Here is a 24,996-nt window from a genome sequence, read left to right as displayed (position 1 = left end):
GTCAATTTTATCTTTTAGCCTTTATCTTTTTTGATTTCAACATGAGTAAAATACAGATAAGTGAATACGATTGCAACCATGCAACTGCCGAAGAATCCTCCAATAATTACAGGGATAAGCAATTGAAATCCTGAAAAGTGCTTTAACCACCCATAGACAAATCCTAAAATAAGACTGGAAATAAAAATAAATGAAAATAAAACGGTCATGGTTCTCCAGTGATAAAGCATTTTTTATGGCACATTGTTTTTCACAAGGTATGGATTTATTTGAAATTTTCAAGTAGATTGTTTTGTATATATTTGTTTGTTGCCACGATCCCCTGTTCGGGAAAATTAAGTTCGCCTTTGAAATCACAGATTTTACCACCTGCTTGTTCAACAATAAAAACCCCTGCTGCAATATCATAAATATTTAAATTCATCTCCCAAAATCCGTCAAGTCTGCCGCATGCCACATAGCAAAGATCAATGGCTGCAGAACCATACCGTCGAATATCTCTTAACCTGGGAACAATCTTGTTGAAATATTCAAGGTTGTTTTTTTTAAGATTTGCCCTCAAGCATGCGAATCCTGTTGCCATAACACAATTAATCAGCCGGTCTGTTTTTGAAACATTGATTGGACAATCATTTAAGAAAGCACCTTTGTCTTTGTCTGCATAAAATAATTCATCCAGACGTGGCGCATAAACAGCACCACAAATGGTTTGACCCTTATACTGCAAGGCAATACTGACGGAGTAAAAAGGCTGTTGATGAAAAAATGAGGTGGTTCCGTCTATGGGGTCAATGATCCATAGATAATCTGAAGAAAAATTTGTTTTGCCTGTTTCCTCACCCAAGACATCGTGTGAAGGATATTTTGTCCTGATCTTTTTGACAATAAAGTCTTCTACCCTTTTATCGGTTATGGTTACCAAATCTTTTTTGTTTTTAAATTTTACATCAGCCGGTTTTAAAAGCGATTGCTCTTTAATGCAGATAGCGCCTGCCTGTTTAATAAGATCTTTTAAAAATAATATCAATGTGTCATCCGATTTGTTGAAATTTAATATTTTTGAATTATGGCATATCAGTCCGGTTTTTTCAAAGGCAAACACCTCATTCCCAATATGTTTGCAATACTCGTTTCTTTCTTTTCTATATGCGATTATCTGCGGCATTCCGACCATCATAAAGGAAGGAATGCCGTTAAATAAAAGACCATTTGTATGGCTAAGCTATGATTTTTCAAAACTCACAACAAAGACATGGCTGTTACCTCTTCTGAATAGCAGCTGAACCGTCCTGCCCGCAGCTATTTTTTTTAAATACTGAGTATAGTCTTCAATGGTGTCAATTTTGTAGCGGTCAACTTCCATGAGCAGGTCTCCACGACGGACAGATGTTTTTGAGGCCTGGCTGCCGGATTCTATGTCTGTCACAACAAGTCCTTTGATATCTTCAGGATAACCCAATTTTTTTGCCATATCTGAATCCATCTGTTTCAACCCGAACCCAAACGAGTCATACTCATCCATTATTTTTGCTTTGTCAGGATCTTGTTCAGGTCTTTTGCCAAGTTTAACTTTGATCATTTTTTCTTTACCATCTCGTATCAGCTTGACTTTAACTGTTTCACCGACAGATGATGCAGCAATGGTCAAGGTCAAATCCCGGGAGGATTCAATTTTTTTATCATTGATCTGAAAGATAACATCACCGACTTTTATCCCTGCATTATCTGCGGGATCATCCTCATATACCTTGGCAACATATACTCCTTTGGTTTCTTTGATGCCATAATATTCTGCCAGTTGTTCAGTGACATTCTGAATCGCCACCCCCATCCAGCCCCGTGAAACCGTTTTTTGTTCCGTCAGTTGATCAATGACACCCGTAGCCAGGTCCGAGGGAATCGCAAACCCAATGCCCTGGCCTGATTTGATAATTGCTGTATTGATCCCGATGACTTCACCATCAATGTTCAGTAATGGTCCACCTGAATTACCCGGATTAATAGAAGCATCTGTCTGAATGAAATCGTCATAGGGCCCGGAGCCAAGAATTCTTCCTTTTGCACTGATAATCCCAGCCGTTACAGTTTGTTCCAGTCCGAATGGACTGCCGATAGCCACCACCCATGACCCGACTTCAGCTTCCAGGGAACTTCCAAATTTTAAGGGCATTAAATTTTCTGCCTTAATTTTAATGAGCGCCAGATCCGTCATGGGATCATTCCCTATTATTGTTGCATCATACTCGGTTTTATCATGCAAAATAACTTTTATTTTATCTGCATCTTTAATCACATGATTATTGGTTACAATATAACCGTCGTTACTGATAATAAAACCTGAACCAAGGCTGCTTTCTTTTCTGTTTTCCGGTCTTTGATTAAAAAAAGGAGCAAAAAATTCATCAAACATATCTCTGTTTCCACCAAATGGCTGGCCGAAAAAATGTTTATAAACCCTTCCGCCACCTTCAATATTTTTAACGGTCTGTATGTTTACAACCCCCGGTTTTGCCTGTTTGGCAAGTTCTGAAAAACTTGCCGGCACCATCCTGATATTTGAATGACTGTTTTTAGCCATGACCGGCGTATTTAATAAGCCAAACACAATAACGGCAATCAATAATTTATTTATCTGTTTCATAATACCCTCCCTTAAATTATTAACATTAATATTTTTTTCCACTGATTGTAATAATAACACATAAATATGACGATTAAATGACCTTAAAATTATTAAATGGTAATCTCATCTCGAAAACAGCGCCTTTTCCCTGGCTGCTTTCAACTCGAATATCGCCTTTATGCCGGCGGACAATTGTTCTGGCAAGGCTCAGGCCCAACCCGGTTCCGGCACTTGTTCGGGAGGACTCTGCCCGGTAGAATCTTTCAAATATTTTTTCAACATACTCAGGTGCAATACCGATTCCTGTGTCTTCGATTCTTATGGACACCTCATTATTTGTTAAAGATGTGATAACAGTTATTTTTCCATATTCAGGGGTGTATTTAATGGCATTGTCCAGCAGGTTGGAAAACGCCCTTTGCAGCATTCTAATATCTGCAACAATAAAGATCTGGTCCTGGATGATTTGAGAAAATTCAATATGCTTGTCTTCTGCAAGGGGAGCAAAAAGATCACAGGCTTCTTTAACCATTAGAGAAAGATTGGTTTTCTTAAACTCAAAATCCTCCTCCCCGGCCTCAGCCTTTGAAATTACCAGCATGGTATTGATCATATCCAAAAGACGGTCGGTTTCTTCAATCGTATTGGCAGCCATGGTCCGGTAGTCTTCCAGATTTTCCTCATGAATCAGTGTTAGTTCGGCAAACCCCCTGATTCGCGTAATCGGACTTTTTAAATCATGGGCAATATTATCACTCATCTCCCTGATACTTTTTACAAGTTCCTCTATTCTGTCAAGCATTGAATTAAAGGTTATTACCAGATGATCAAGCTCATCTTTATTGCCGGTTCCTTTTACCCGGGCGTCAAGATTGTTGCCGGTAATATTTTGAGCGGTTTTTGTGATGGCCGTTACACCGGACAAGGCTTTTCGAACCAGAAGCCAGCCGGAAATTGCAGAAAAAATAATGATAAATCCCATTGCACTGATGAAAACCTTTTTAAAGGCTGATAAAAATTTAATGTAAGAATCCATTGCAATTCCGGTTTGTAAAATGGCATTTCCTGCAACATAACTATAAAGGATTCTGGCTTTTTTGGGGGTTGATGCAACACGAACGGTTTCAAAAACATTATCTTTATTTGAGATAAGACGTTGTAACACATGTTTGCTGACATGCACATGTTTCCAATAAGACATGTGAGAAGAGGCAAAGACTTCACCGGTTGGATAGACAAGTCTGAAAAAGATCATTTTTTCACCGGCTGCCTGGGCTTCTACAACAGCAAGCTCTCTTGCACCCATCAACCCGTTTCTGCGAATAACGGCAGAAAATTTAGCAGCATTATCCAACAATTCCTGATCAATTTGAGTCTGAAGGGTTTGAGTGGCAAGAAAATAAAACAAAACAAACGCAAAGCTGGAACAGATACTGAAAATTCCTGTAAACCAGAGAGTTAATCTGAATGCTATTGTGTTAAAAATATTATACCACATTAAACTTTGAGTACATACCCCGCACCTCTTACCGTATGAATCAATTTGGGTTCAAAGTTTTTATCAATTTTATCTCTCAGCCTGCAGATTCGCGCTTCAACAACATTGGTCATGGGATCAAAATTATAGTTCCAGACATGTTCCATGATCATGGTTTTTGAAACCACCCGTTCCTTGTTACGCAGCAAATATTCAAGAAGAGAAAACTCAAGAGGCTGAACTTCTATGGGCTTGTTATCTCGTTTTACCTGACGCTTCAGGATATCAATGCTTAAATCAGCATAGGAAAGATTCACTGGATCCGCAATATTTCCGGCACGTCGGATAAGGGCCTGTATCCTTGCAAGAAGTTCTGAAAAAGCAAAGGGTTTGGTAAGATAATCATCAGCGCCGGCTTGAAGGCCATTCACCCTGTCATCCACCCTGTCCCTGGCACTCAAAATAATTACAGGCGTATTATTTTTTTGTTCCCGTAACTTTTTTATCAAGGAGATGCCATCCATTTTCGGCAGCATTATATCAACAATCATGGCATCATAGGGTTCATCAAACCCCATTTCAAACCCCTGGCTTCCTGTTATGGCATGATCAACTGCAAAACCTGATGATTTGAGTCCCTTTTGGACAAATTCAGCAATTTTTTTATCATCTTCAACAACAAGAATTCTCATAATGGCCCTCTTGTCAGGAAAACAAATCCAATAATTGATTTTAAAAAATCACTTTTTGTCCACAGGATACCCATCTGTAATTTTTTTCCAGTACTTGATATCTGCCCCACCTTTCATAACATCAATGAGCATCCATGTTTCTCCTGTTGTAGTATTAATCCTGAAAAGCTTTTGTTCTAAAAACTTGGTTGACTGGTTTTTTTGAATTAATGCGGAGTGGTAAACCCCATTATACAATTCATAATTTCCGGTTTTATCAGACGGTGTTGAATTTAAATCTGTAGATAACGCCAGGGAAGAACTAATCAATAAAAAACAAAAAATAAAGCTGACAGTTTTTTTCATATCAAACCTTTGATAGTTTAGTTATCATAGAGTAAAGGGCTTAAAATTTTACTGCTTTCACAGTAATCACCTTTTAAATTATCAATATCCGTTGCAAAAATTGAATATTGATACTCAAGCCCTGGTTTTAAATCACGATCAATATATTCCAGTATTTCAGATCCGACTTCTTTTATTTTGATCCAGGTCATATTACCTTTTTTTCGCAAAATAGTATAATGCTTTATATCCGGCTCAAAATTTTTTTCCCACTGAAGAACAATTGAATCGTTTTGTCCCTTCACGGAAATCCCCCTTATCTTTTGCGGTATTGATTTTGTCCGGGCACTTATTGTTTCAGAAGGTTTGCCTTCAACTTTGAATAAATTAAAGGTTGTGATGTAATAGGTGTATTCGGTTCCATCCAAAAGTTTTTGCAGCCCTGATTTTTTATCCAGATAATTATTGGTTTTATAACCCTTTAGCTCAGCGATCCTTTCAAAAGTTTCACCAGCAGTTTTTCTATAGATGGTGTACCCTCCGACATCTTTGTCTTTAACACTATCCCATGTCAGCTTCACCTGTTTTACAAGTCCGTCCAGAGCTTTAAAATTTTGTGGAAAATCAATCAACGCCTTGGTAGTACCTTGTACCTTATTAACCGGAGAAGTTTGCCCTACGCCATCAAATGCAGTCAATCTGTATTGATATAGGGTACCGTCAATACTATTTTTTTTGTCTTGATATGTGCAGGGCTTATTACAGTCAATTTTATCTATTTGTTTCCAGTCTTCATCACCTGTTTTCCTGTAGAGGATGTAAGCTTTTGCACCTTTTACAGGCTTCCATGAAAGATCAATGCGTCTTAACAAATTATCCTTCACAAGGAAAAGTTCAGGAGATTCCATGGTCTTTATCTCAACCGGAACTGAAAGATCACTTTCAACCAGATTATCAGCAATACTGGACACCGCATAGATATAAGTCGTATTGTCTTTTAAGCCAACGGTATCCTCCACAGTATAATTGTAATTCATCGTAGAATTTTTTTTATTGATGGTTTTGATAAGCTGCCATTCACCAGTTCCCTTTTTTCTGTACACTTTATAGTGTTTGATTGTAAATTTTCCCTTAGAATTTAATATTGAAGGAATAAATTCAATCACGGTTCTTTGGGCAAACCCTGTCTTTTTGATAATCAAAGGAGAAAACGGCATTGCTTTGGAAGTTTTTATCCCCATGGCAACCTTTTTACTCCTGATTTCTTTGCCTGAAGATAATAACAGGCCGATTCGATAAAAATACTTTTTGTCCTTTGCAACGGTTTCATCATTAAATTCGGTTTTAATTTCTTTTCCTATGAACTGAAACGGCCCAGCAGCATTTTCCGAACGATAAATATGGTAACCAGTAATATTTTCTGTTGAAGGATCATGACTCCAGGACAATATAATCCCTTTTCGGGATGGTTTTGCACTGATATTTGAAATGGTAACAGTCGGTATGTTAAGTGAGGTGGAAGAATAATCCAATGATCCGGGTCCGGGAACACTGCTCATATTTTTATTTATAACAGAGCCGATATTTTTAGCCAGTAGTGACATCCTGTTTCGAATACCGTCCCTTCCTACAATATCAGCCTTCTCATTCAATACAACCCTTCCTGAATGAAGATCCATTAACTTAAAAACAGAATGAATAATGGCATCTGATTTTTTTTTTTCAACACTGCCAAAAAAGATATATCTGACGCCTAAAACTTTCCCTGCCTTTAAAACCAGGGAATTGTCATCACTTTGTGAAACACCATTTTTAAAAAGCATTTCCTGCATTTCACGCATCGGCATAACAGTGATCGACCCTTCCTTGTCAAGGGCTGAGATTAAATTATATATTATCTCATTATTATAACCCATGGCATCAATGCTGGCTGCTTTTAAATTAAAAATTGCAAGGGCACTTTGTTCTGAGAATGCACAAGATATTCCCACAGAATTCAACAGTAAAACAGTCAGAAAAAAACAGGAGGCTCTTTTTTTAATCAGATGCATTTCTATGATTATCCTTCAGAGATTTGAAAATTATAAAAGATATCATGAATTTTACTGTTTGATTCCGCCGTGATGGGTGAACCTGAAATCATTTTCATTTTTTCATCAAAAATCGCATTGATATAATTTTCAATTGCGTCAATGGTGTTGCGCCGTTTTAAAAAATTCTCGCCGGTGTCAAAATAAATTTTTTCCATATACTGCAAGGGTTTCAAAGCCTCCCGGCCCAACTCGGAGACTGCCGTATTTGTAAGATCCTGCAGCAGGTCTATATCTGTAGTAATTTCAAGGGGATCATACTTGATATTTGCCTCAGCCAGCCCTGCACTGCCTTCATCAACAATTTCTTTTTTAACTTCAATGGTATCGACTTTAATATTTTCACCGGTTGCAACATCAACAATTCTAAATGATAATTGAACAAAGCCATTTTTTTTATGCTGTGATACTTCATAATCTTTTTGCGTAAAAACATCCTCGATTATCTTGGCAGGAGGAGCTGTGGCTATCTGTTCTTTTGACGGCACAGGATTTTTTGCCTGCCAGTTTAAATAATCAATATTATCAATAATTTTTGTGCCGGTTTTATACCTTACGGTTTTTTTGCCAGTTGTCTGGTATGATTCCACGTTATAAAGTAAAACACTTCCCATAATGGCGACGTTAATACCGTAAACTTTTCCCATTTCCTGTGCAGAATCGGGATTAACCACACCTACTTGACCAAGCTTCATCTCTTCCAGTATTGATTTTAGGTTTTCCCTCTCAAGAATCTTTATATCCTTGCTTGCCGAATTAAAAAGATAGGTAATTAAATTATTTGCAACAATAACCCCGGCATCTTTGTAATCTGACGGACTGCCAAAGTCAAAAACGGCAATGGCTTTTTTAATCCTGGCATTGATTTCATCTTCCATTTTTTGTATTGAATAAAAAATATCAGGATAATTTTTATTCATGTTTTCTATTTTTTTATACCAATACCATGCAGAACCAAAATTCCCCTGATTCTGAAACATGTTGGCGGCATTGCCGGCCAGTTGTGAAAATCGCTGGCGAAAACTTTGAAGGGAATAATTATCCTTTGAAGGGGCATATTCCACAGCTTTTTCATAACTTTCAAGCCCCCTCAATAAATATCCATGATCAATGTTCTGACCAGCCTTTTGAATATAATATTTCGACGCAAGAACATAAACCTGATCAACCAGCTGTTCCAATTCCTTATTGTCAGGCTCGTATTCACGGGCACGTTTATAATAGGAAATGGCAGCATCCCAGTTTTTGATAGATGCCGCTTTAGCCCCTTTGCGCACAAAATATTTCAAATTATCCCTCTCCCTGGCCAGATCAAGAATCTCCCTGGCCGGGGCATAATCCATGTTCAAAGCAATTGCCTTATTGGCATTTTCAATGGCTTTGGAAAGATTATCCTTAACAAGGCTGTCTTTAGCTATTTTATAAAAATATTCAGCACCTTTATCTATAGTGATTGACATTAACTGGAAAGTATCCTCATAAGAAGGAAATCTGCTTTGCAGCTGCTGCAGATTAAAATAAGCTGAATCCCATTCATTTGAAGTCATGTTCTGTTTTATGGTTTGATATTCTTCTTTAATTTCTTTGTAAAAAGATGCTTCTAATTTAGAGTATCTTTCTGAAATATTTTTCACTTTATTATTTTCAGAATCTATTTCCCGGGCTTTTGATATTGAGTTTTTTGCTTCTGACAGGGAATTTATGGTAAGAGGTAAAGAGTCCAGCAAGGTCATGGCTTTGGAAAGATGGATATTTACTCGGCTGTTTTTAATATCTGCAAGAGCTGCAATGTATTTTTGATTATTCGGTTCAAGTTTTATCGCTTCTTCCAAATAAGCAATTGCATTGCTGTAATTACCCGCCTCATTTAATTGCATTGCTGACTCGTAATGCTTTGAACCGGTTTGACAACCGAGAATAAAAATTGTAATAAGACCTGCAAAAATGAGTTTATAACGATTAATCTTCCTGCCCATGGATACCTCCAAAACTAATTTAACATTAATAATACAATACTGTTTCCCGTATATGTTTCAATTTTTGACTGAAAACCTGTATTTTGAAAATAGGACATCTCAAGCTCATTGATAAAATGCTCGGGACGTCCGCGAAACTGCAGGTTATATTCACCTTTTTTCCCATCGAATGTTAACAGAGAACATCCCTTAACCCCTGTAATACCGGCTTTTAAAATTTCAGGGATTTCAATGGCTTTGGATTGCGATTTTAGATTTTTCAATGTCAGATAAATATCGCGATCATTGTAAAGTTCTTTTTCATACTGCAGCAGCAATTTATCTTTTAATTCTTTCCAAATGGCATCAATGCACTGCCGGGCACCTTTATCAAGTACAGTAAGGCTGTTTTCACCTGGAATGGACCGGATGGCGCTTGACGAAGCAAGAATTTCCTGATCTCCAGGTCTGAACATATCAGCAGTCAAACCTATTTCATTCAATGAAATCGACATTCCCTGATAGTCTGATGTCTTTACAGATTGTTCAAGTGTAAGTCCCACCAGCAGCCCTACCTTGTTCCGGGTCTGTTCAGAAAATTTAAGCACCTTAAAGCCCGCTTGCTGAAGCTTGCCCGTCAAGATGTTGGCAGCTTTAGTTGCAGCCGGCAAATATTTTTTTACAATACCAGGTTGAACAACAATACTGATCCTTGGATTGCGCTGCCAACTCAACATATCTTGAAACCGTTGCAAGTCATCCTTAACATCGGCGGACTCAACATCAGCTTGGATAGTAATTTCAAGGGTTCCCAGGCTGCTTTTTTTTTCATCAATCACGGTAACATTTTTAACATATCCTGACGAATGGCTGATAATTCTATCTTCATGCAGTTGAAAATTATCAACAACAGTCATTGAATTAATATAACTTCCCATAACCTTTTGAAGAGCTGCCCTTTTGGCCTCATCCAAGGCTTTTTCCCTGGCTATGGTCTCTTTGCCCTCTTCAAAAAAACTCATACCTTTAGCAGTCACTCTTTCTCCTGCCCACAGGTGCAATGGTATCACCACAATTGTTATGACCAATACACAAAACAGTCTCATGTTAAGCTTACTCACCATTTATCAGATCCCCCACACCCTCAATCCGGGAATCGATCTGCACCGGTTCCCCATAGTAATAAATATCCCCTGCACCCATCAAAGTTACCTGCAGCCTTTTTGAAGCATAAACGTAGGCATCGCTTGAGCCTTGTGACTCTATGGTAACGGTCTCAGCCTGCAAACGATTTGCATGAAGATCTCCGACCCCCAGAATTTCGATATTAAATTGATGCGTTTTTCCGGAGATGCGGACATCATTTGCGCCATCCAGTTTGAGAAAAAAATGATCATTATTCATGTTTTCAACAACAATGCTATTGGCTCCACTACAATTGAGGGACTCAAGATTTGGCAAGAAAATATTAATTGTCAATCCGGATTTGGGACAAACTGATTTTATGGTATTAATGTGCAAGCCGCCATCTGAAACCCGAGTGGATATTTGGGAAAGAAGATTCTCATCACATAAAATTTCAACTGACTGTTTTTTTTGTAATCCAATGTTAACATCAAAAGTCCCGTTGATATTGATTTCGTTAAAAAACGACAGATCTCTTTTCTCTTTTTTCAGCAAGCCGTTCCCCACAATACAATTCGTGGTTGTCCCTGAAGAAATTTTACCATCACTCCGGTTCATTTCAACAAAATCTTTGTTGATGACTATATTCATGGCAAATGCACAGTTTGGGATAACAAAAACAGAACACCAAACTGTCAACAGGGTCACTGAAAAGGCATATATTGTGAAAATTGTATGTTGTTTCATCGTTGTTATTTGCAATTCCTCATAAATTTTATTTGCAATCTCTCATCAATTTATATTATAAGCACATAGCACATAGCATATAAATAAGAATGGTAAAAGTAATTAATTTCAATTTTAAAATTTAAGGAGAGGCGAATCATCATGAAAAAGATTATTGCGTTAACTATTTTCGGGTTGTTTGTTCTGACAAGTATATCCTTTGCCGGTTCAAACGTAAAAGGGGCTGTTATTAATAAATCCAATGTAAAAGATGCTGCGAACATTGCCATTGGAGAAGACAATAAAGCCAACATGGGATCTGTAAAAATCAAAAATTCATCTGTAAAAGGTGCCGTCATCAATCAATCCAATGTGAAAAATGCTGCTAATATTGCCATTGGGCAAGGCAATAAAGCCAATATGGGAACCGTGAACATTGAACAGTCTGCTGTAAAAGGGGCTGTTATTAATAAATCCAATGTAAAAGATGCTGCTAACATTTCCATTGGACAAGGCAATACTGCTAATATGGGATCTGTAAATATTAGAAATTCCGCCGTTAAGGGTGCTGTTATCAACCAGTCCAATGTAAAAGATGCTGCTAACATTGCCATTGGACAAGGTAATAAAGCCAACATGGGTTCCGTGAATATTGAAAAATCTGCGGTAAAAGGTGCTGTCATCAATCAATCCAATGTAAAAGATGCTGCTAATATTGCTATTGGACAAGGCAATAAAGCCAACATGGGTTCCGTGAATATTGAACAATCCGCTGTGAAAGGCGCTGTTATTAATAAATCCAATGTGAAAAATGCAGCTAACATTGCCATTGGACAAGGCAATACTGCTAATATGGGATCTGTAAACATTAACAATTCCGCTGTTAAGGGTGCTGTTATCAACCAGTCCAATGTAAAAGATGCTGCTAACATTGCCATTGGAAAAGGCAATACCGCCAACATGGGATCTGTTGAAATCGAATAACCTTGTAATTTGCCATATACGGGGATGACAAATGTTATATTCAGACATGTGTCATCCCGGAACGGAAATGATAAATTTATTCGCACATATAATAGGGTTATATAACACTTAACAGGGAGAACTATTAACCATGAAAAATATATGCATTTTTATCTTTCTTTTGTTGTCTCTTGTATTATTTGCCGGCAATGCATGGTGCAATGATCTTGATGATGGGATGTCAAGTTATACGGATGATTCCATAAACAAATGGGATGAGCTTGGTAAAAAAGACAGAAATATAAATTTTATTAAAATGAATGCAAAAAGCAGGGCCCTTGTCCGCCAAAAAAGCGGTGGAGCTAACGGAACCTCATCCGGAAGCGGAGATGCCAACATGAATAGTGTTGTTATGGGGGCCGGCAGCAATGTTAAGGGCGACATTATTATTATTGATGAAAGCAAGGGTGATAAAACACTGATTGCTGAATAGCGTTTTGACTTAAGAGAATGAGAGAATTAAAAAGCCAAGGATCGACTATGACAAAGATAAATGCTAAATTCTGTTATAAATTAGTTTGCCGATTGTTTTTGAGTTGTGTTTGCTTTTCAATGTTTTCCTGCGTATCGGTTGACCCTGCAAAAGTTGATGTTACACTTCAGCAATCACAACCCGAAGTAAAGCTCACCTCGTATACGGAAACACTTAACGAATTAGGATTGATGACAGAAATTTATGCCACAGGGGAACTTAGGATTCAAAGCGATCCGGTTGGAGACAATACAGGCACATCAGGATCAACTGGTGGTGAAATCCCCCGTGATATAACGGAAATTCTTAAAAGCACACTGAATTCAATCGGGGGAAATGTACTCTATATTCCTTATGATCCTGCTTATATCCAAAACATGAATGTCACGGGTTACTCTAATTTTGAAGGAAAGCTTATTCCGGAAGTTGTTGTCAGCGGTGGAATTACTGAATTTGACAGGGGACTCACTACCCGTGGAGATGGAACCGATATCGGTGCTGAAGCGTCTTTTACCAATGCACCCAGCTGGACACCCGCCAACACCGTAGGATTTGATTATGGTAACAGCGGAAAAGAAGGAACTGCAAGAATTACATTGGATTTTAATATGCTTGACTTTAAAACTCTGGCAGGCATTCCAAGAATGAATACCGTGAACAGTATGGAAGTCCATAAGGCGTTGAGGGAAAAAGAACTGGGAATTACATTGTTTGGTCCAACTTTTGGAAGAAAAGGGTCTATTAAAAAAGTTCAGGGTCGCCATGCTGCCGTTCGTGTTCTGGTAGAAGTCAGCATGATACAGATGATTGGAAAATATCTTGTCCTCCCATATTGGAAACTCCTTGGTGATGATTCAGATCCCGACCCTGTGGTGATAAAACAGATCAATCGATACTACTACAGCCTGAACGATGAAGAACGGATTTCTACGGTTCAGCAATGGATGTTTCTCTATGGCAATGATCTAAAACTCTCAGGTCAATTAGACAATCCAACGGTTATGGCTCTTCAAAAGCTTTCCCCTTCTTTTGCCATGGGCAGCAAAACAATTGATTTGGATACTTTTGTAAATATTTATACTGGAATTCCAATTGATGAAAGAACGCTGGCCAGGCGAAATCTTCTGAACACTCAAATACTGGTGGAACAGCAGTCCGATTCACAGGATGAAGTGGCAACAGCCAGTACTCTTGTCCAGGAACAGGAAACAGCCAGTTACAAAGCACCAGAAGCATCAGTTGCACCTACTGTATCAAAACAGCCTGACAAAAGCTCCCAAGCTGCTGCCGCTCCAACCGCCCAAGCAAAGAAGAGGCAAAAAACGACAGGAATAGGCAGGATGATAAGCGATGAAGAGTGGTAAACAAAAATTTTTATTCCTGATTCTTGCCGTCATGGTGAATTTCTCGGCTATAACATGTTGTATTACCTCTGATGTCTGGGGAGGTAATAAGCAACATGTTGAAGAAAGAGTTGAGGAACTCAACACTCTCAACAAAGTTATCATTAATCAGGAGATCAAAATTCCGAAATCCGGCAAAATAAAATTCAAGGCAACTGTTATTGAAAATGAAAAAACAGGACCCAATATTACCATTCTTGAAAAAAACATAGAAATAACACCTTCGGACAAAAAAAGATTAAGACCCCCCGACACCCTTAAATGATTATCGAGGCATTAAGCAATGAGTACAGAAAAAAAAATCTTTAGTTTTGCATTAACACTTATTTTAATTGTTTTTGTTTGTGTTCCCACAGCATGGGCTGGAAACAAACGACTGATGAGCATTATGGCAGCAAAAATGCAAGCATCCAGAGCTTTGGTAGAATCTATTTACGGTCTTAAAATCCGCGCTACGGAATCGGTTGAAAACATGGTAGCTGCAAATTATGAAAGTGTTACCGAATCAAAAACAGAGGCTTTTATCAGCGGAATAAAATACGAGAACATAGAATATGATTCAAAAAAAGATATTGCCAAAGTAGCCGCAAGTGTACAACTCAGTTCCATTACCAATATTGACGGTGACGAAATGAATTTGCAGAACAAAGTTTTCAGACGAGTTGGATACGGCACCTCAACTCCGGCAAACGCCGGCCCCCTTGCTGCGTTGAGGGTTGCTGAAATAGACGGATACAGAGAACTTACCAGGCGATTGGTTGGAATGAATGTGGAATCAAAAACCAGTGTTGAAAATTACCTGTTAAAATCAGATATCATCAAAACAAAATTGCTGGCGACATTATACCTGGCGGAAGTTGTGGATTACGGTTGGGAAGAAACCGGAGATGCTTTTATAAATATGAAACTCAACGTTACAGAAGCATCTACCATCCTTGGCAGGGATTTGGGCATTGATCAAGAATCCATTGAAGTTCAAGGTGTTGGAGCTTATGAAGATGATTTTGCCCAGGTTAAAAAATAAATAAGATCAATTCAAAATTTTAAGATAGGACTGTGTTTATGAAAGCTTATTCCGTTAATTATAAAACAAAATTCTTTTTTATGGGGGTTTTTGCTGTTCTCATACTCCTTTTGTTTATCGGGTCTACCCAAGCACCACCACCTCCAAATTACGGTCGGTTTCAACTGTCTTCATGGGCAACACCCATTGATAATGGCTCATTGGTGGGGGCTTTTGTTATAGATACTGCCACGGGCGAAACAAAAACCGTTTACAGTCGTTTCTTTAAGTATTCTAAAGATAAGGAGTCTGTTATATTTACAAATAATCTTAAAAAAACTTTCACCAGCATGAAATAATGGGCTTTTATAGGTCTTTAAATTCATTAATTTTTTATTTTATTATTCCTTTCGTTTTTTTTGTATGAAAGTCTTAAAAAATTTACACATAGGCTTTCAATTTTTGTTTTGGGCAGATCTGAATAAAATATCAGATTTGCCCGTTGCAGTTCAAAGCATTCCGTTTTTGCCATTGCTATAGGTTTGTTGTATCCATGAAAAAAATATACTATGCCTTTTTTAGAAAAGCTTTTACCTATTTTTGTTTATTCTTATTGATTACTGTAGGGATAACACATGCTGAGGAAAAAGATACTGTGGTTAAAATTTATGTCGTATATAATGAATACAATTATCACGAACCATGGCAGATGAAAGGGCTGCAATCACGTCACGGGTCCGGCGTTATTATAAAAGGGAACCGAATTCTCACCAATGCCCATGTAGTCTGTAACAATACTTTTTTGCAGGTACGAAAATCAGGTCAGGCCAAACGTTACACAGCTGTTGTTGATATCATTGATCATAAAAGTGACCTGGCGTTACTTCGGATTAAGGACAAAACTTTTTTCAATGAAATTACCCCCCTTGAATTTGGTGAATTTTCCAGAATCAAAGAAGAGGTTTTTGCTTATGGATTCCCTGAAGGTGGAGATAAACTTTCCATAACCAGGGGGGTTATTTCAAGAATCGAGCATAAAGAATACAAACACAGTGGAGCTTATCTGCTTGCATGCCAGCTTGATGCCTCAATCAACCCCGGCAACAGCGGTGGGCCTGTTATCAAAAATGGAAAAATTGTTGGAATCGCTTTTCAAAATGCCTTTGGTGAACAAATAGAGAATATCGGTTACATGATTCCAGTGCCGGGGATCAAACGTTTTTTAGAGGATATTGTTGATGGTCGACTTGATGGCATACCGGAATTAGGTGTTTCCATGCAGAAACTTGAAAATTCCGATATGAGAAATCATTATCAAATGCAACAGTCCGATACAGGAGTTCTGGTGAATTCAATTTTCCCTGATTCCCCGGCTTTAGGAATACTTGAGTCAGAAGACGTGCTGTTGAAAGTTGATCATTATAATATTGAAAATGACGGCACGATCGAATTTAGAAAAGGAGAGCGGACCTATCTTGGATTTGCACTGCAACAAAAACAAATTAACGAAAAAATTTCGCTATTGGTGCTAAGAAAAGGAAAACGGATTAACATAAATTTGACTTTATCAAAACCTCTTCACTGCTGTAGGCTTGTCCCCTACAGACAATATGAAACTGAACCAAGGTTTTACATCATAGGCGGACTGGTTTTTGAAGTGTTATCATTGAATTATCTTTATGAATACGGTGGAGCAAATAATTTTTATTTGAATGCACCAACAGAGTTGCTGAATCTTTTTTATAATGAAGAACAGCGGCAGGACAGAAAAGAGGTTGTTCTGCTGGTGCAGGTTCTGGCAGATGAAGTAAATGTCGGCTACCATGAATTTATTAATGGAATCATCTCAAAGGTAAACGGCAAAAAAATTAATGTCATGGAAGACCTGGTATCAGCTTTTGAAACCTGGAATGGTGACTATCATGTAATTGAAGATATCAAAGGATTTAAAATCATCCTTAACAGCCATGCAGTTAAAGAAGCTGATAACAGGATACTTAAAAAATATAAAATTTTTTCTGATCGATCTGCTGGATTATAATGGTTTTGTTAACAGTGTTAATTGAGTTTAACTTAACCTTGACAAGAGCCAGAAACAAAAAGGTTTTAACCGTTCTCAATCAATTGTATAATGATTCCAAAAGCCACTAACGGCAATAGCAGATTGAGCTGCTACGACAAAAAAATGAAAGAGTCTTGATTCTAACATGTTAGAAGTTTATATGAAAGTCTTCAAAAAATCCAAACAGCGACTTTCAATCTTTGTTGTGGGCAAACCAAGGTGAAAGACCAGGTCTGCCCGTGGCAGTTATTTTGCATAAAAATGGAATCAAAATTCAATAAGTGTTAATCTGGATGCAGGTTGATTTTGCACTGATTGCATTTTATCCCTTTTCCGAAAATTTTCAATTGAACTGTCCTGTTTAATTGAAAAATATTTTTCAGTGAGTATCAGTTCTTTTACCGTCACTATAATCTTTTCTTGAAGTTTTCATTATTATCATGATTGGAGAGATAGGTGGCGCAGACACTGCCATAAAGACTACAAGGCGAATAGCTTAAAAAATTGCATCAAATTTGCATTTACTAAAACAACTCATGCATTTGATACACTTATTCTGGTTAATAAAGGCCTTTTCTTTCTTTTTCCACTCAATGGCATCTGCTGGACAGCTTTTATAGCAGAGACCGCATTTTTTGCACAAATCAGGATCTACTTTAAACTTAAGCAGGGCCAAGCAACGTTTTGCAGGGCAGCGTTTTTCATTAACATGGGCTTCAAATTCCTCCCTGAAATACCGCAATGCGGAAAGTACCGGATTAGCCGCTGTCTGGCCCAGACCGCAAAGAGCGCTCTGGTGGATCACATGGGAAAGTTCTTCAAGGCTTGTGATGTCCTCTGGCTGTCCGTTTCCGTCACATATTTTATTTAAAATTTCCAGCATACGGTATGTACCTTCCCGGCAGGGGGTGCATTTGCCGCAGGATTCATCCTGGATAAAGTCCATGAAGAAGCGGGCCATATCGACCATACATGTCCGGTCGTTCATTACGATGACCCCGCCTGATCCCATGATAGCACCGACTTTTGAGATTTCCTCATAATCCACAGGGGTGTCCAGCATATGTTCGGGAATACAGCCTCCCGAGGGACCACCCAATTGCACGGCTTTGAATTTGCGTTTGTTCGGAATACCACCGCCGATGTCATAGATCAGGGTTCTGAGAGTAGTACCCATGGGTACTTCTACCAGACCGATATTGTTCACATCCCCTGAAAGGGCAAATACTTTGGTGCCTTTGCTGGTTTCGGTTCCCACACCTGCATACCAGTCACCGCCGTTCCATATGATTTGGGGTACATTAGAAAAGGTTTCTACATTGTTCAGTATGCTGGGTTTTTCCCACAACCCCTTGTGTGCCGGAAAAGGGGGTCTTGGTCTGGGCATCCCTCTTTTTCCTTCAATGGAGCGCATCAATGCAGTTTCTTCACCACAAACAAAGGCACCGGCTCCCTGGTATATTTCAATATCAAAGTTAAACCCTATAGTGGACCCCGAAAACTGGACAATGTGTTAAGATAAAATATAACAGTCCAGAAAGGGGATATTTTGAAACGAAAAAACTACAGTAAAGAATTAAAAAGCAAGGTCGCATTGGCAGCCATAAAAGGAAATCAAACTGTCAATGAGATAGCCTCTGAGTTCGGCATTCATGCTAGTCTTGTAAATCGGTGGAAAAAGGAAGCCATAGAAGCCCTGCCATTGGTTTTTGGCAATAGCAAGGCAAAACAAACCAAAGAAGCCGAAATTGAGCGAGACTGTCTTTATCAAACGGTTGGTAAACTCCAGGTTGAACTGGATTGGTTAAAAAAAAACACCGGACACCTTTAATGAGTATTGAAGAAAAAAAACAGCGAATTCAATCCAAGCACTCTAAAATCAGTATTCAAAGGCAATGTGAGTTGATAGGACTGCCTCGTTCCAGCTATTACCGTGAAAGCCGGGGGGAACAGGAAACGCCTGAAAATCTTGAGCTAATGAAACTCATTGACATTGAATATACTGATCATCCGTTCTATGGTACCCGCCAAATGCGCAATATTATGAGACGCAAAGGATATAAGATTAACCGAAAACGGGTTCAGCGATTGATGCGGAAAATGGGAATTCAATCCATTGCACCGAAGCCGAATACCAGTAAGGCTCATCCCCAAAATAAAGTGTATCCATATCTTTTGAGAACTTTTGATGTAACCAGATCAAATCAGGTGTGGTCTACGGATATAACCTATATCCCACTTTCTGGTGGTTTCGTTTATTTGACGGCGGTCATGGACTGGCATAGTCGTTATGTCCTCTCTTGGGAACTTTCTATAACCATGGACAAGGAATTTTGTATATCCTCTCTGGAAAGGGCACTGCGATGTCATGGGACCCCCTATATATTCAACACGGATCAAGGATCTCAATACACAAGTCACGAGTTTACAAAAGTATTGAAAGATAAGGACATTAAAATCAGTATGGATGGGAAAGGCCGGTGTATGGACAATATTTTCATAGAACGGCTATGGCGCAGCGTGAAATATGAAGAAATTTATGTAAACGAATTTCAATCCGTTGAGCAGCTGCGCAAGTCCTTGAAAAAATATTTCAATTTTTACAACCATGAACGACCTCACCAGAGTTTTAACGGGCAAACGCCAGCCGAAATATATTATGGTAAAAATCAGTTGAGGTTGGTGGGATGATGAAAACGATGTACCGAAAAACCCGCTCCAGCGGAAACCAACACCTTCCGACGGGCAGATTTTGGGGTGCCCATTCTCAGGGCCTGGTTTCCACTTCCGCTAGTCGCCGAAGCAAATCTGAACGCCGAACCGTGACACAGAATTACGAACATTTTCAAAATGGAAAATGACGCTTAAATTGAATGAAAAACTGTCTTGACATTGGGGTCCACTATACCCTGTATTCAGGATATCCTTTCCCAGCAGTCCATAACTTTTAGCCTGGGTAATAGCGATTTCCAATCTTTTGATGGCCAGCTGGTATTCGGTTCGGCAATAAATATAGCCTTTAGAAGCCTGTATAGCTATGGCTGCAATGGTCATTCCTTCCAGCAGACAATGGGGGTCTGCCTCCAGAATGCTTCGGTCCATGAAAGCTCCTGGATCACCTTCGTCTGCATTGCACAGGACATATTTAACTTCTTCTTTACTTTGCCGGGCAAAATCCCATTTCAAGCCTGTGGGAAATCCCGCACCTCCCCGTCCCCGGATGCCGGATTTTTTCATTTCATCCACAATCTGTTCCGGACTCATTTTGTTGAGTGTTTTGGCAAGAGCCAGATACCCGTCCTGAGCAATATAATCGTCAATGTTTTCCGGATCAATCAAGCCCTTGTTTCTAAGTGCCCTGGGCATCTGGTGAGAGAAAAAAGCAATGTCATCCTGTCTTGCGATTCGCTTTTTTGTGATCGGATCTTTGAACAAAAGGCGGTCCACAGTGATGTGGTTCATCAGTTGTTCTTCAACCAGTTCAGGGATATCTTCACAGGAAAGTTTTGTGTAGAAGATGCCATCAGGTTCCACAACCATTAAAGGACCAAGGGCACAAAATCCATTACACCCGGTTTCAATGACATCAACTTTTTTTGACAGGCTCTTTTTTTTGATTTCGTCTGTCAGGGCATTTTTAACAGCAATAGAACCGGTTGCATGGCAGCCGGTCCCGCCACAGATTAAAACTTTGCTCCGTTCAGTAGCCGACTGTTGCTTCTTTTTTTTCTCCCTGAGAGCTGTCAGCTTTTTTTCCGTCAGTCTTTTCATCGGTATGGCCTTTTTTATTTGTAATCATCCAAAATTTTAATGACATTTTCTGCTGCTATGTCTCCATGGGTATCATCTCCTACAACCATGACCGGGGCCAGGCCGCAGGCCCCGAGGCATCGTACGCATTCCAGGGAAAAACGTTGGTCATCCGTTGTCTGGCCTTCTTTAAGGTTGTATTCATTTTCGATTCTGGAGACGGATTCCCGGATGCCTTTTACATAGCAGGCTGTGCCGGTGCAGACCTTGATGGTATGTCGCCCTTTGGGTGTCAGTGAAAAAAGAGAGTAAAAGGATGCCACCCCAAAAATTTCGCTTCCGGGCAGATTCATGCCGGCTGCAATATGATCAATCAGTTCGCACGGCAGGTAACCGACAATATTCTGACATTCCCGCAACACAGTAATCACCGCACCCGGCGTGTTTTTATAGGTCTCAATGATAATATCAATTTTTTCCCACATTATTTCAGTGATATCTTCATGACAATGGTATCTTTCAAGATTCATATGGATTTTGCTCCGTATTTTTAATAAATTATGCTACTGGGTTTTATATTGCGCAATTTTACGGCACATACTTTCAGTTCCGGTATTTTAGCAACAGGATCCAAAGCTGTGTTGGTCAATACATTGGCAGCAGCCCTGGCATAGTGGAAAGGCATGAAAACAGTACCGTTAACCGCTTTTGGGGAAATGCTTATCCGGGCAGTTACCATCCCTCGTCTTGAAGACAGTTCTGCTATTTCTCCATCTCTTAAACCAGCGTTTTGAGCATCTTCAGATGAAATTTCGATATGGCTTTCAGGAGCAATTTCATTCAGGCCTGCCGTCTTCATGGTCATGGTGCCGGTGTGATACTGATAAAGTAGACGGCCGGTGGTCAATATTAAAGGATATTCCGGACAGGTTTCTTCCGCCGGTACTCTGAATTCAATAGCGTGAAAAACACCTTTGCCGTTGGTAAAGGTTTCCTGGTGCAAAATTGGTGTGCCCGGATGATCTTTTTGCGGACAGGGCCAGTGAATTCCTTTTTCTTCAAGCCGTTCATAGGTCACCCCGGCATAGGACGGAGTGACCGAAGCGATCTCATCCATGATTTCCCGGCTGTTTTTATAGCTCATGCCCATTCCCATTTGTCCAGCTAACCTACAGATAATCTGCCAGTCCCCCAAGGCATTTCCCGGCGGGGAGACCGCTTTTCTGATCCGCTGGATTCGTCTTTCCGTATTGGTGAAAGTGCCGTTTTTTTCAGCAAAACAGGTTGCAGGCAGTACTACATGAGCCAATTTTCCCGTTTCAGTCATGAAAATATCCTGAACAACCAGGAGATCAAGATTTTTCAGGCATTTTTTTACATGGCCGATATCCGGGTCTGAAACCATGGGATTTTCACCAATGATATAAAGAGATTTTATCTTTTTTTCTGCGGCTGCCGGGATCATTTCGGTTACCGTCATTCCTGGTATGGGGGAAAGGTCGGCAACCTGCCATGCCTTTTCCATATCAGCTCTGACAACTGGGTCTGTTACGGGCTTGTATCCGGGATAAACATTGGGAAGACCGCCCATGTCACAGGCTCCTTGAACATTGTTCTGTCCCCGCAACGGGTTGACGCCGCCGCCTTCAATCCCCATATAGCCGCAAAGCATGGCCAGATTGGCCAGGGCCTTGACATTGTCGGTACCGGATGAGTGCTGGGTAATGCCCATGCAGTAAATAATACTGGACGGTGCTCCCGCTGCATAAATTCGGGCGGTTTCAATCAGGGCTTTTTCCTTAATTCCGGTCAGGGATGCAACATATTCAGGGGTATAAGGTTCAAGGCTTTTCTTGAGCTTGTCAAAGTCAATAGTCCGCTGCCGGATAAAATCGGGATCATGTAAATTTTCCTTGAGGATCACATGCATGAGACCGTTGATCCATGCGACATTGGTTCCCGGTTCCGGCCGGAGCCATTTTTCTGCGAATCGGGTCAGGGTGATCTGCCGAGGATCAATCACAATGAGCCTGGCCTTGTTGAATTTTACGGCCCTTTTGATAAAACCGGAGAGTACCGGGTGGGTTTCCGTGGTATTGGACCCGGTTACCAGGATGACCCTTGCATTTTCAATGTCGGCAATGGGGTTGGTCATGGCACCGCTGCCAAAAGATGCTGCCAGGCCGGCAACTGTGGATGCATGGCACAGCCGGGCACAATGGTCGATATTATTGGTTTTCAGGACCGTTCTGGCAAATTTTTGAGCAATGTAATTGTCTTCGTTGGTCATTCTTGCTGAAACCAGCACTCCCATTTTATCCGGTCCGTCCTGGAGTTTAATTTTCGTGAAATGATCCGCAATTTTTTTGAGGGCCTCATCCCAGCTGACTTTTCTAAATCCGTCTTTTTCACGGATCAGAGGATGGGTAAGCCTTTCCTCTGAATGGATAAAGTCATATCCGAATCTGCCTTTGACGCACAGGCTGCCGTTGTTTGGAGCGGTATCTGCCCCGGTGATCCGTTGGACCCGGTTATCTTTTATATGCAGGTGCATCTGGCAACCCACCCCGCAATAACTACAGGTGGTTCTGACTTTTTCGGTTTCCCCGTATCTGGGCTTGTGCAGGGCATCCTTGGGATATAAGGCTCCTACCGGGCAGACCTGGATACATTCTCCGCAGAAAACACAGTCTGAATCCTTCAGGGTTCTGTCCCCGGCAGTTACCACTTTAGCTGCAACTCCCCGGTATCCCAGGTCAATGGCATTATTTACCTGAACATCATTGCAGGCCTGGACACACCGGCCGCAAAGAATACATTTTGAAAAATCCCGGATGATAAATGGATTGATATTTTCCAGGGGATAACGGGATTTTGAAGTTTCAAAACGTCGTCCGTTGACATTATAGCGATAGGCCAGGGCCTGGAGGGTACATTTTCCTGTGGCCGGACACAAAAGACAGTCGTGGTATCCCGACGAAAGCATGAGGGCCAGGGTCAGTTTTCGGGACCGGATTACTTCATTTGACTCTGTTTTTACCTCCATTCCAGGTTCAGCGGGGGCAGCGCAGGATGCCACAAGGCTGCGGGCCCCTTTTACCTCAACCATGCAGATTCTACAGGCACCCGTGGGGGTGGTTCCTTTCAAATGGCAGAGTGTTGGAATAAAAATTTCATTTCTTTCTGCCGCCTCCAGGATTGTTTCTTCTTTTTTAAAGGGGAAAACCTTTCCATTAATTGTAATGGTTTGTTTTGTTTTCATAAAATACATGTCCTGTCAAATTGTTGTTTTATCACCTCCAACCAACAGCGGAATGGTATAAGTGAAATGAAAGAGACTGGGTCAGTATAAACGCATCCTGCAGATAGGATGTTGAGCGTGAGGCAAAGCATTCCTTAACGAGTTTTGTCCAGCCATTGACTTCGACAAGACTTTATTCCTAATAGTCTTCTTTACCAAAATTCTTTGGTAAACCCATTTATCACTGGACTCGCTGATAACATTTGCTTGCCGTATCATATTTTACCATGCCATGCCGTGATGAATTGATCATGTGCCTGGATATCTCTGATGGATTAAGGCGCAGTTTTTCACTGATATCGTTTGTTGAAAGGGGAGTGTCTTTTAAGAGCAGCATGATCTGGCTGACTGCCAGTTTGTCTGCAATTGTTTCATCAAACAATCTGTCCAGATCTTTGCCGGCAAAAAAATTATCATATGCTTCTTCACTTCTGACAGGTATTCTCAGGCGCTCTCTTTCCCAAAGTTTAATGTATGGAATCATTTTTCCAACAGCTTCGAGTTTAAATGCCAGTTCTTTTTTGTCTATTCCTTCGCTTGTGCCAAGAGGCCCTAATTGCTTTATCTTGCGGCTGAATTCATTCATGATATCTGCAAAACGGATTCCTTCACCTGCAGATACCCATTCAAGCCTGAACCTTTCAGGGTTGATCCCTATATGTTCCAATAGTTTTATGCATATTTTGGACATGATTAACGCATCATAATTGCCCTCTGGATTATAATGACAGTCATTCAAATGGCAACCACCCACAAACACGCCGTCTGATCCATTGGAAAATGCTCGTAGTATAAATTTCAGATCAACTCTGCCGGAACACATTAATCGTACAACCCTCAGATAAGGGGGATATTGAAACCGGGATACACCGCAAAGATCCGCTCCTCCGTAACAACACCAATTACATAAAAAACCGACTATCCTGGGCGTAATATTTTTTTGTCTATTCATTTTGAATTCCTTTGCTTT

The 24,996-nt window shown here is 40.0% G+C and carries 22 protein-coding genes and 1 pseudogene; 8 read left to right on the top strand and 15 right to left on the bottom strand.

From position 1 onward, the window contains the following. Window positions 1-14: 14 nt before the first annotated feature. From TOL2_RS25615 to TOL2_RS15510, 10 genes are all read right to left on the bottom strand, one after another. A complete protein-coding gene (locus TOL2_RS25615) occupies window positions 15-209 on the bottom strand; it encodes a hypothetical protein (protein ID WP_014958276.1) in 195 nt (64 codons plus the stop codon). A 56-nt stretch (window positions 210-265) separates the two neighbouring features. Beyond that, window positions 266-1,165, bottom strand: coding sequence for an inositol monophosphatase family protein (locus tag TOL2_RS15550; protein WP_014958275.1), 900 nt, complete (start codon window positions 1,163-1,165; stop codon window positions 266-268). 57 nt (window positions 1,166-1,222) lie between these two features. Continuing rightward, complete coding sequence (locus TOL2_RS15545; protein ID WP_014958274.1) at window positions 1,223-2,641, bottom strand: Do family serine endopeptidase; 1,419 nt, start codon at window positions 2,639-2,641, stop codon at window positions 1,223-1,225. Between the two features lie 73 nt (window positions 2,642-2,714). Beyond that, window positions 2,715-4,121 (bottom strand): sensor histidine kinase, encoded by a 1,407-nt coding sequence (locus TOL2_RS15540; RefSeq protein ID WP_014958273.1) that lies wholly within the window; start codon window positions 4,119-4,121, stop codon window positions 2,715-2,717. Then, window positions 4,121-4,792 carry a response regulator gene (locus TOL2_RS15535; RefSeq protein WP_014958272.1) on the bottom strand — a complete coding sequence of 224 codons (672 nt, stop codon included), beginning with the start codon at window positions 4,790-4,792 and terminating at the stop codon, window positions 4,121-4,123. The genes TOL2_RS15540 and TOL2_RS15535 overlap by 1 nt, the downstream gene beginning before the upstream one ends. A 48-nt stretch (window positions 4,793-4,840) precedes the next feature. Continuing rightward, on the bottom strand, window positions 4,841-5,137 hold the full coding sequence (locus TOL2_RS15530) for a hypothetical protein (RefSeq protein WP_014958271.1): 297 nt from the start codon (window positions 5,135-5,137) through the stop codon (window positions 4,841-4,843). A 17-nt stretch (window positions 5,138-5,154) separates the two neighbouring features. Then, on the bottom strand, window positions 5,155-7,167 hold the full coding sequence (locus TOL2_RS15525) for a fibronectin type III domain-containing protein (protein WP_014958270.1): 2,013 nt from the start codon (window positions 7,165-7,167) through the stop codon (window positions 5,155-5,157). 8 nt (window positions 7,168-7,175) lie between these two features. Beyond that, complete coding sequence (locus tag TOL2_RS15520; RefSeq protein ID WP_014958269.1) at window positions 7,176-9,182, bottom strand: CsgG/HfaB family protein; 2,007 nt, start codon at window positions 9,180-9,182, stop codon at window positions 7,176-7,178. A gap of 14 nt (window positions 9,183-9,196) precedes the next feature. Further along, a complete protein-coding gene (locus TOL2_RS15515) occupies window positions 9,197-10,285 on the bottom strand; it encodes a flagellar assembly protein T N-terminal domain-containing protein (protein ID WP_041279558.1) in 1,089 nt (362 codons plus the stop codon). Next, complete coding sequence (locus TOL2_RS15510; RefSeq protein ID WP_014958267.1) at window positions 10,275-11,033, bottom strand: head GIN domain-containing protein; 759 nt, start codon at window positions 11,031-11,033, stop codon at window positions 10,275-10,277. Before TOL2_RS15510 ends, TOL2_RS15515 begins: the two co-directional genes overlap by 11 nt. 141 nt (window positions 11,034-11,174) lie before the next feature. On the opposite strand from TOL2_RS15510, the gene TOL2_RS23750 reads away from it, so the two are divergent. From TOL2_RS23750 to TOL2_RS15475, 7 genes are all read left to right on the top strand, one after another. After that, window positions 11,175-11,996: a hypothetical protein gene (locus TOL2_RS23750; protein WP_014958266.1), complete on the top strand. Its 822-nt coding sequence runs from the start codon at window positions 11,175-11,177 to the stop codon at window positions 11,994-11,996. Between the two features lie 130 nt (window positions 11,997-12,126). Continuing rightward, window positions 12,127-12,468: a hypothetical protein gene (locus tag TOL2_RS15500; protein WP_014958265.1), complete on the top strand. Its 342-nt coding sequence runs from the start codon at window positions 12,127-12,129 to the stop codon at window positions 12,466-12,468. A 47-nt stretch (window positions 12,469-12,515) separates the two neighbouring features. Further along, a complete protein-coding gene (locus TOL2_RS15495; protein WP_148278127.1) occupies window positions 12,516-13,871 on the top strand; it encodes a DUF4384 domain-containing protein in 1,356 nt (451 codons plus the stop codon). After that, a complete protein-coding gene (locus tag TOL2_RS15490; protein WP_041279557.1) occupies window positions 13,858-14,175 on the top strand; it encodes a hypothetical protein in 318 nt (105 codons plus the stop codon). Before TOL2_RS15495 ends, TOL2_RS15490 begins: the two co-directional genes overlap by 14 nt. Before the next feature lie 18 nt (window positions 14,176-14,193). Then, window positions 14,194-14,934: a hypothetical protein gene (locus TOL2_RS15485; protein ID WP_014958262.1), complete on the top strand. Its 741-nt coding sequence runs from the start codon at window positions 14,194-14,196 to the stop codon at window positions 14,932-14,934. Window positions 14,935-14,972: 38 nt separating this feature from the next. After that, on the top strand, window positions 14,973-15,272 hold the full coding sequence (locus TOL2_RS15480; protein WP_014958261.1) for a hypothetical protein: 300 nt from the start codon (window positions 14,973-14,975) through the stop codon (window positions 15,270-15,272). Between the two features lie 194 nt (window positions 15,273-15,466). Continuing rightward, window positions 15,467-16,954: a S1C family serine protease gene (locus TOL2_RS15475; RefSeq protein ID WP_014958260.1), complete on the top strand. Its 1,488-nt coding sequence runs from the start codon at window positions 15,467-15,469 to the stop codon at window positions 16,952-16,954. 517 nt (window positions 16,955-17,471) lie between these two features. Here TOL2_RS15475 and TOL2_RS15470 read toward each other — a convergent pair. Beyond that, window positions 17,472-18,437 (bottom strand): NADH-ubiquinone oxidoreductase-F iron-sulfur binding region domain-containing protein, encoded by a 966-nt coding sequence (locus TOL2_RS15470; protein WP_269764203.1) that lies wholly within the window; start codon window positions 18,435-18,437, stop codon window positions 17,472-17,474. Between the two features lie 63 nt (window positions 18,438-18,500). Between TOL2_RS15470 and TOL2_RS15460 the strand changes: the two are divergent. Next, a pseudogene (locus TOL2_RS15460) lies at window positions 18,501-19,666 on the top strand (IS3 family transposase). 99 nt (window positions 19,667-19,765) lie between these two features. On the opposite strand, the gene TOL2_RS15455 reads toward TOL2_RS15460, so the two are convergent. From TOL2_RS15455 to TOL2_RS25810, 4 genes are all read right to left on the bottom strand, one after another. Next, window positions 19,766-20,746 carry a (2Fe-2S) ferredoxin domain-containing protein gene (locus TOL2_RS15455; RefSeq protein WP_014958258.1) on the bottom strand — a complete coding sequence of 327 codons (981 nt, stop codon included), beginning with the start codon at window positions 20,744-20,746 and terminating at the stop codon, window positions 19,766-19,768. Window positions 20,747-20,760: 14 nt separating this feature from the next. Then, window positions 20,761-21,255: an NADH-quinone oxidoreductase subunit NuoE family protein gene (locus tag TOL2_RS15450; protein WP_014958257.1), complete on the bottom strand. Its 495-nt coding sequence runs from the start codon at window positions 21,253-21,255 to the stop codon at window positions 20,761-20,763. Between the two features lie 20 nt (window positions 21,256-21,275). Next, on the bottom strand, window positions 21,276-23,987 hold the full coding sequence (gene fdhF / locus TOL2_RS15445) for a formate dehydrogenase subunit alpha (protein WP_014958256.1): 2,712 nt from the start codon (window positions 23,985-23,987) through the stop codon (window positions 21,276-21,278). Window positions 23,988-24,207: 220 nt separating this feature from the next. Next, complete coding sequence (locus TOL2_RS25810) at window positions 24,208-24,978, bottom strand: hydrogenase iron-sulfur subunit (protein ID WP_014958255.1); 771 nt, start codon at window positions 24,976-24,978, stop codon at window positions 24,208-24,210. Window positions 24,979-24,996 lie beyond the last annotated feature (18 nt).

This window comes from Desulfobacula toluolica Tol2 (assembly GCF_000307105.1).
GTDB lineage: Bacteria > Desulfobacterota > Desulfobacteria > Desulfobacterales > Desulfobacteraceae > Desulfobacula > Desulfobacula toluolica.
The sequence above is the reverse complement of the archived record's forward strand: the minus strand, read 5'-3'. Positions and strand labels throughout refer to the sequence as shown.

Bases quoted from the DNA above. Each gene is read 5' to 3' on its own strand.
- TOL2_RS15525 (WP_014958270.1), bottom strand. From the start codon at position 7,167: ATGCATCTGATTAAAAAAAGAGCCTCCTGTTTTTTTCTGACTGTTTTA.
- TOL2_RS15455 (WP_014958258.1), bottom strand. From the start codon at position 20,746: ATGAAAAGACTGACGGAAAAAAAGCTGACAGCTCTCAGGGAGAAAAAA.
- TOL2_RS15535 (WP_014958272.1), bottom strand. From the start codon at position 4,792: ATGAGAATTCTTGTTGTTGAAGATGATAAAAAAATTGCTGAATTTGTC.
- TOL2_RS15500 (WP_014958265.1), top strand. From the start codon at position 12,127: ATGAAAAATATATGCATTTTTATCTTTCTTTTGTTGTCTCTTGTATTA.
- TOL2_RS15520 (WP_014958269.1), bottom strand. From the start codon at position 9,182: ATGGGCAGGAAGATTAATCGTTATAAACTCATTTTTGCAGGTCTTATT.
- TOL2_RS15480 (WP_014958261.1), top strand. From the start codon at position 14,973: ATGAAAGCTTATTCCGTTAATTATAAAACAAAATTCTTTTTTATGGGG.
- TOL2_RS15490 (WP_041279557.1), top strand. From the start codon at position 13,858: ATGAAGAGTGGTAAACAAAAATTTTTATTCCTGATTCTTGCCGTCATG.
- TOL2_RS15510 (WP_014958267.1), bottom strand. From the start codon at position 11,033: ATGAAACAACATACAATTTTCACAATATATGCCTTTTCAGTGACCCTG.
- TOL2_RS25810 (WP_014958255.1), bottom strand. From the start codon at position 24,978: ATGAATAGACAAAAAAATATTACGCCCAGGATAGTCGGTTTTTTATGT.
- TOL2_RS15540 (WP_014958273.1), bottom strand. From the start codon at position 4,121: ATGTGGTATAATATTTTTAACACAATAGCATTCAGATTAACTCTCTGG.
- TOL2_RS25615 (WP_014958276.1), bottom strand. From the start codon at position 209: ATGACCGTTTTATTTTCATTTATTTTTATTTCCAGTCTTATTTTAGGA.
- TOL2_RS15475 (WP_014958260.1), top strand. From the start codon at position 15,467: ATGAAAAAAATATACTATGCCTTTTTTAGAAAAGCTTTTACCTATTTT.
- TOL2_RS15450 (WP_014958257.1), bottom strand. From the start codon at position 21,255: ATGAATCTTGAAAGATACCATTGTCATGAAGATATCACTGAAATAATG.
- TOL2_RS15545 (WP_014958274.1), bottom strand. From the start codon at position 2,641: ATGAAACAGATAAATAAATTATTGATTGCCGTTATTGTGTTTGGCTTA.
- TOL2_RS15485 (WP_014958262.1), top strand. From the start codon at position 14,194: ATGAGTACAGAAAAAAAAATCTTTAGTTTTGCATTAACACTTATTTTA.
- fdhF (WP_014958256.1), bottom strand. From the start codon at position 23,987: ATGAAAACAAAACAAACCATTACAATTAATGGAAAGGTTTTCCCCTTT.
- TOL2_RS23750 (WP_014958266.1), top strand. From the start codon at position 11,175: ATGAAAAAGATTATTGCGTTAACTATTTTCGGGTTGTTTGTTCTGACA.
- TOL2_RS15495 (WP_148278127.1), top strand. From the start codon at position 12,516: ATGACAAAGATAAATGCTAAATTCTGTTATAAATTAGTTTGCCGATTG.
- TOL2_RS15530 (WP_014958271.1), bottom strand. From the start codon at position 5,137: ATGAAAAAAACTGTCAGCTTTATTTTTTGTTTTTTATTGATTAGTTCT.
- TOL2_RS15515 (WP_041279558.1), bottom strand. From the start codon at position 10,285: ATGGTGAGTAAGCTTAACATGAGACTGTTTTGTGTATTGGTCATAACA.
- TOL2_RS15550 (WP_014958275.1), bottom strand. From the start codon at position 1,165: ATGCCGCAGATAATCGCATATAGAAAAGAAAGAAACGAGTATTGCAAA.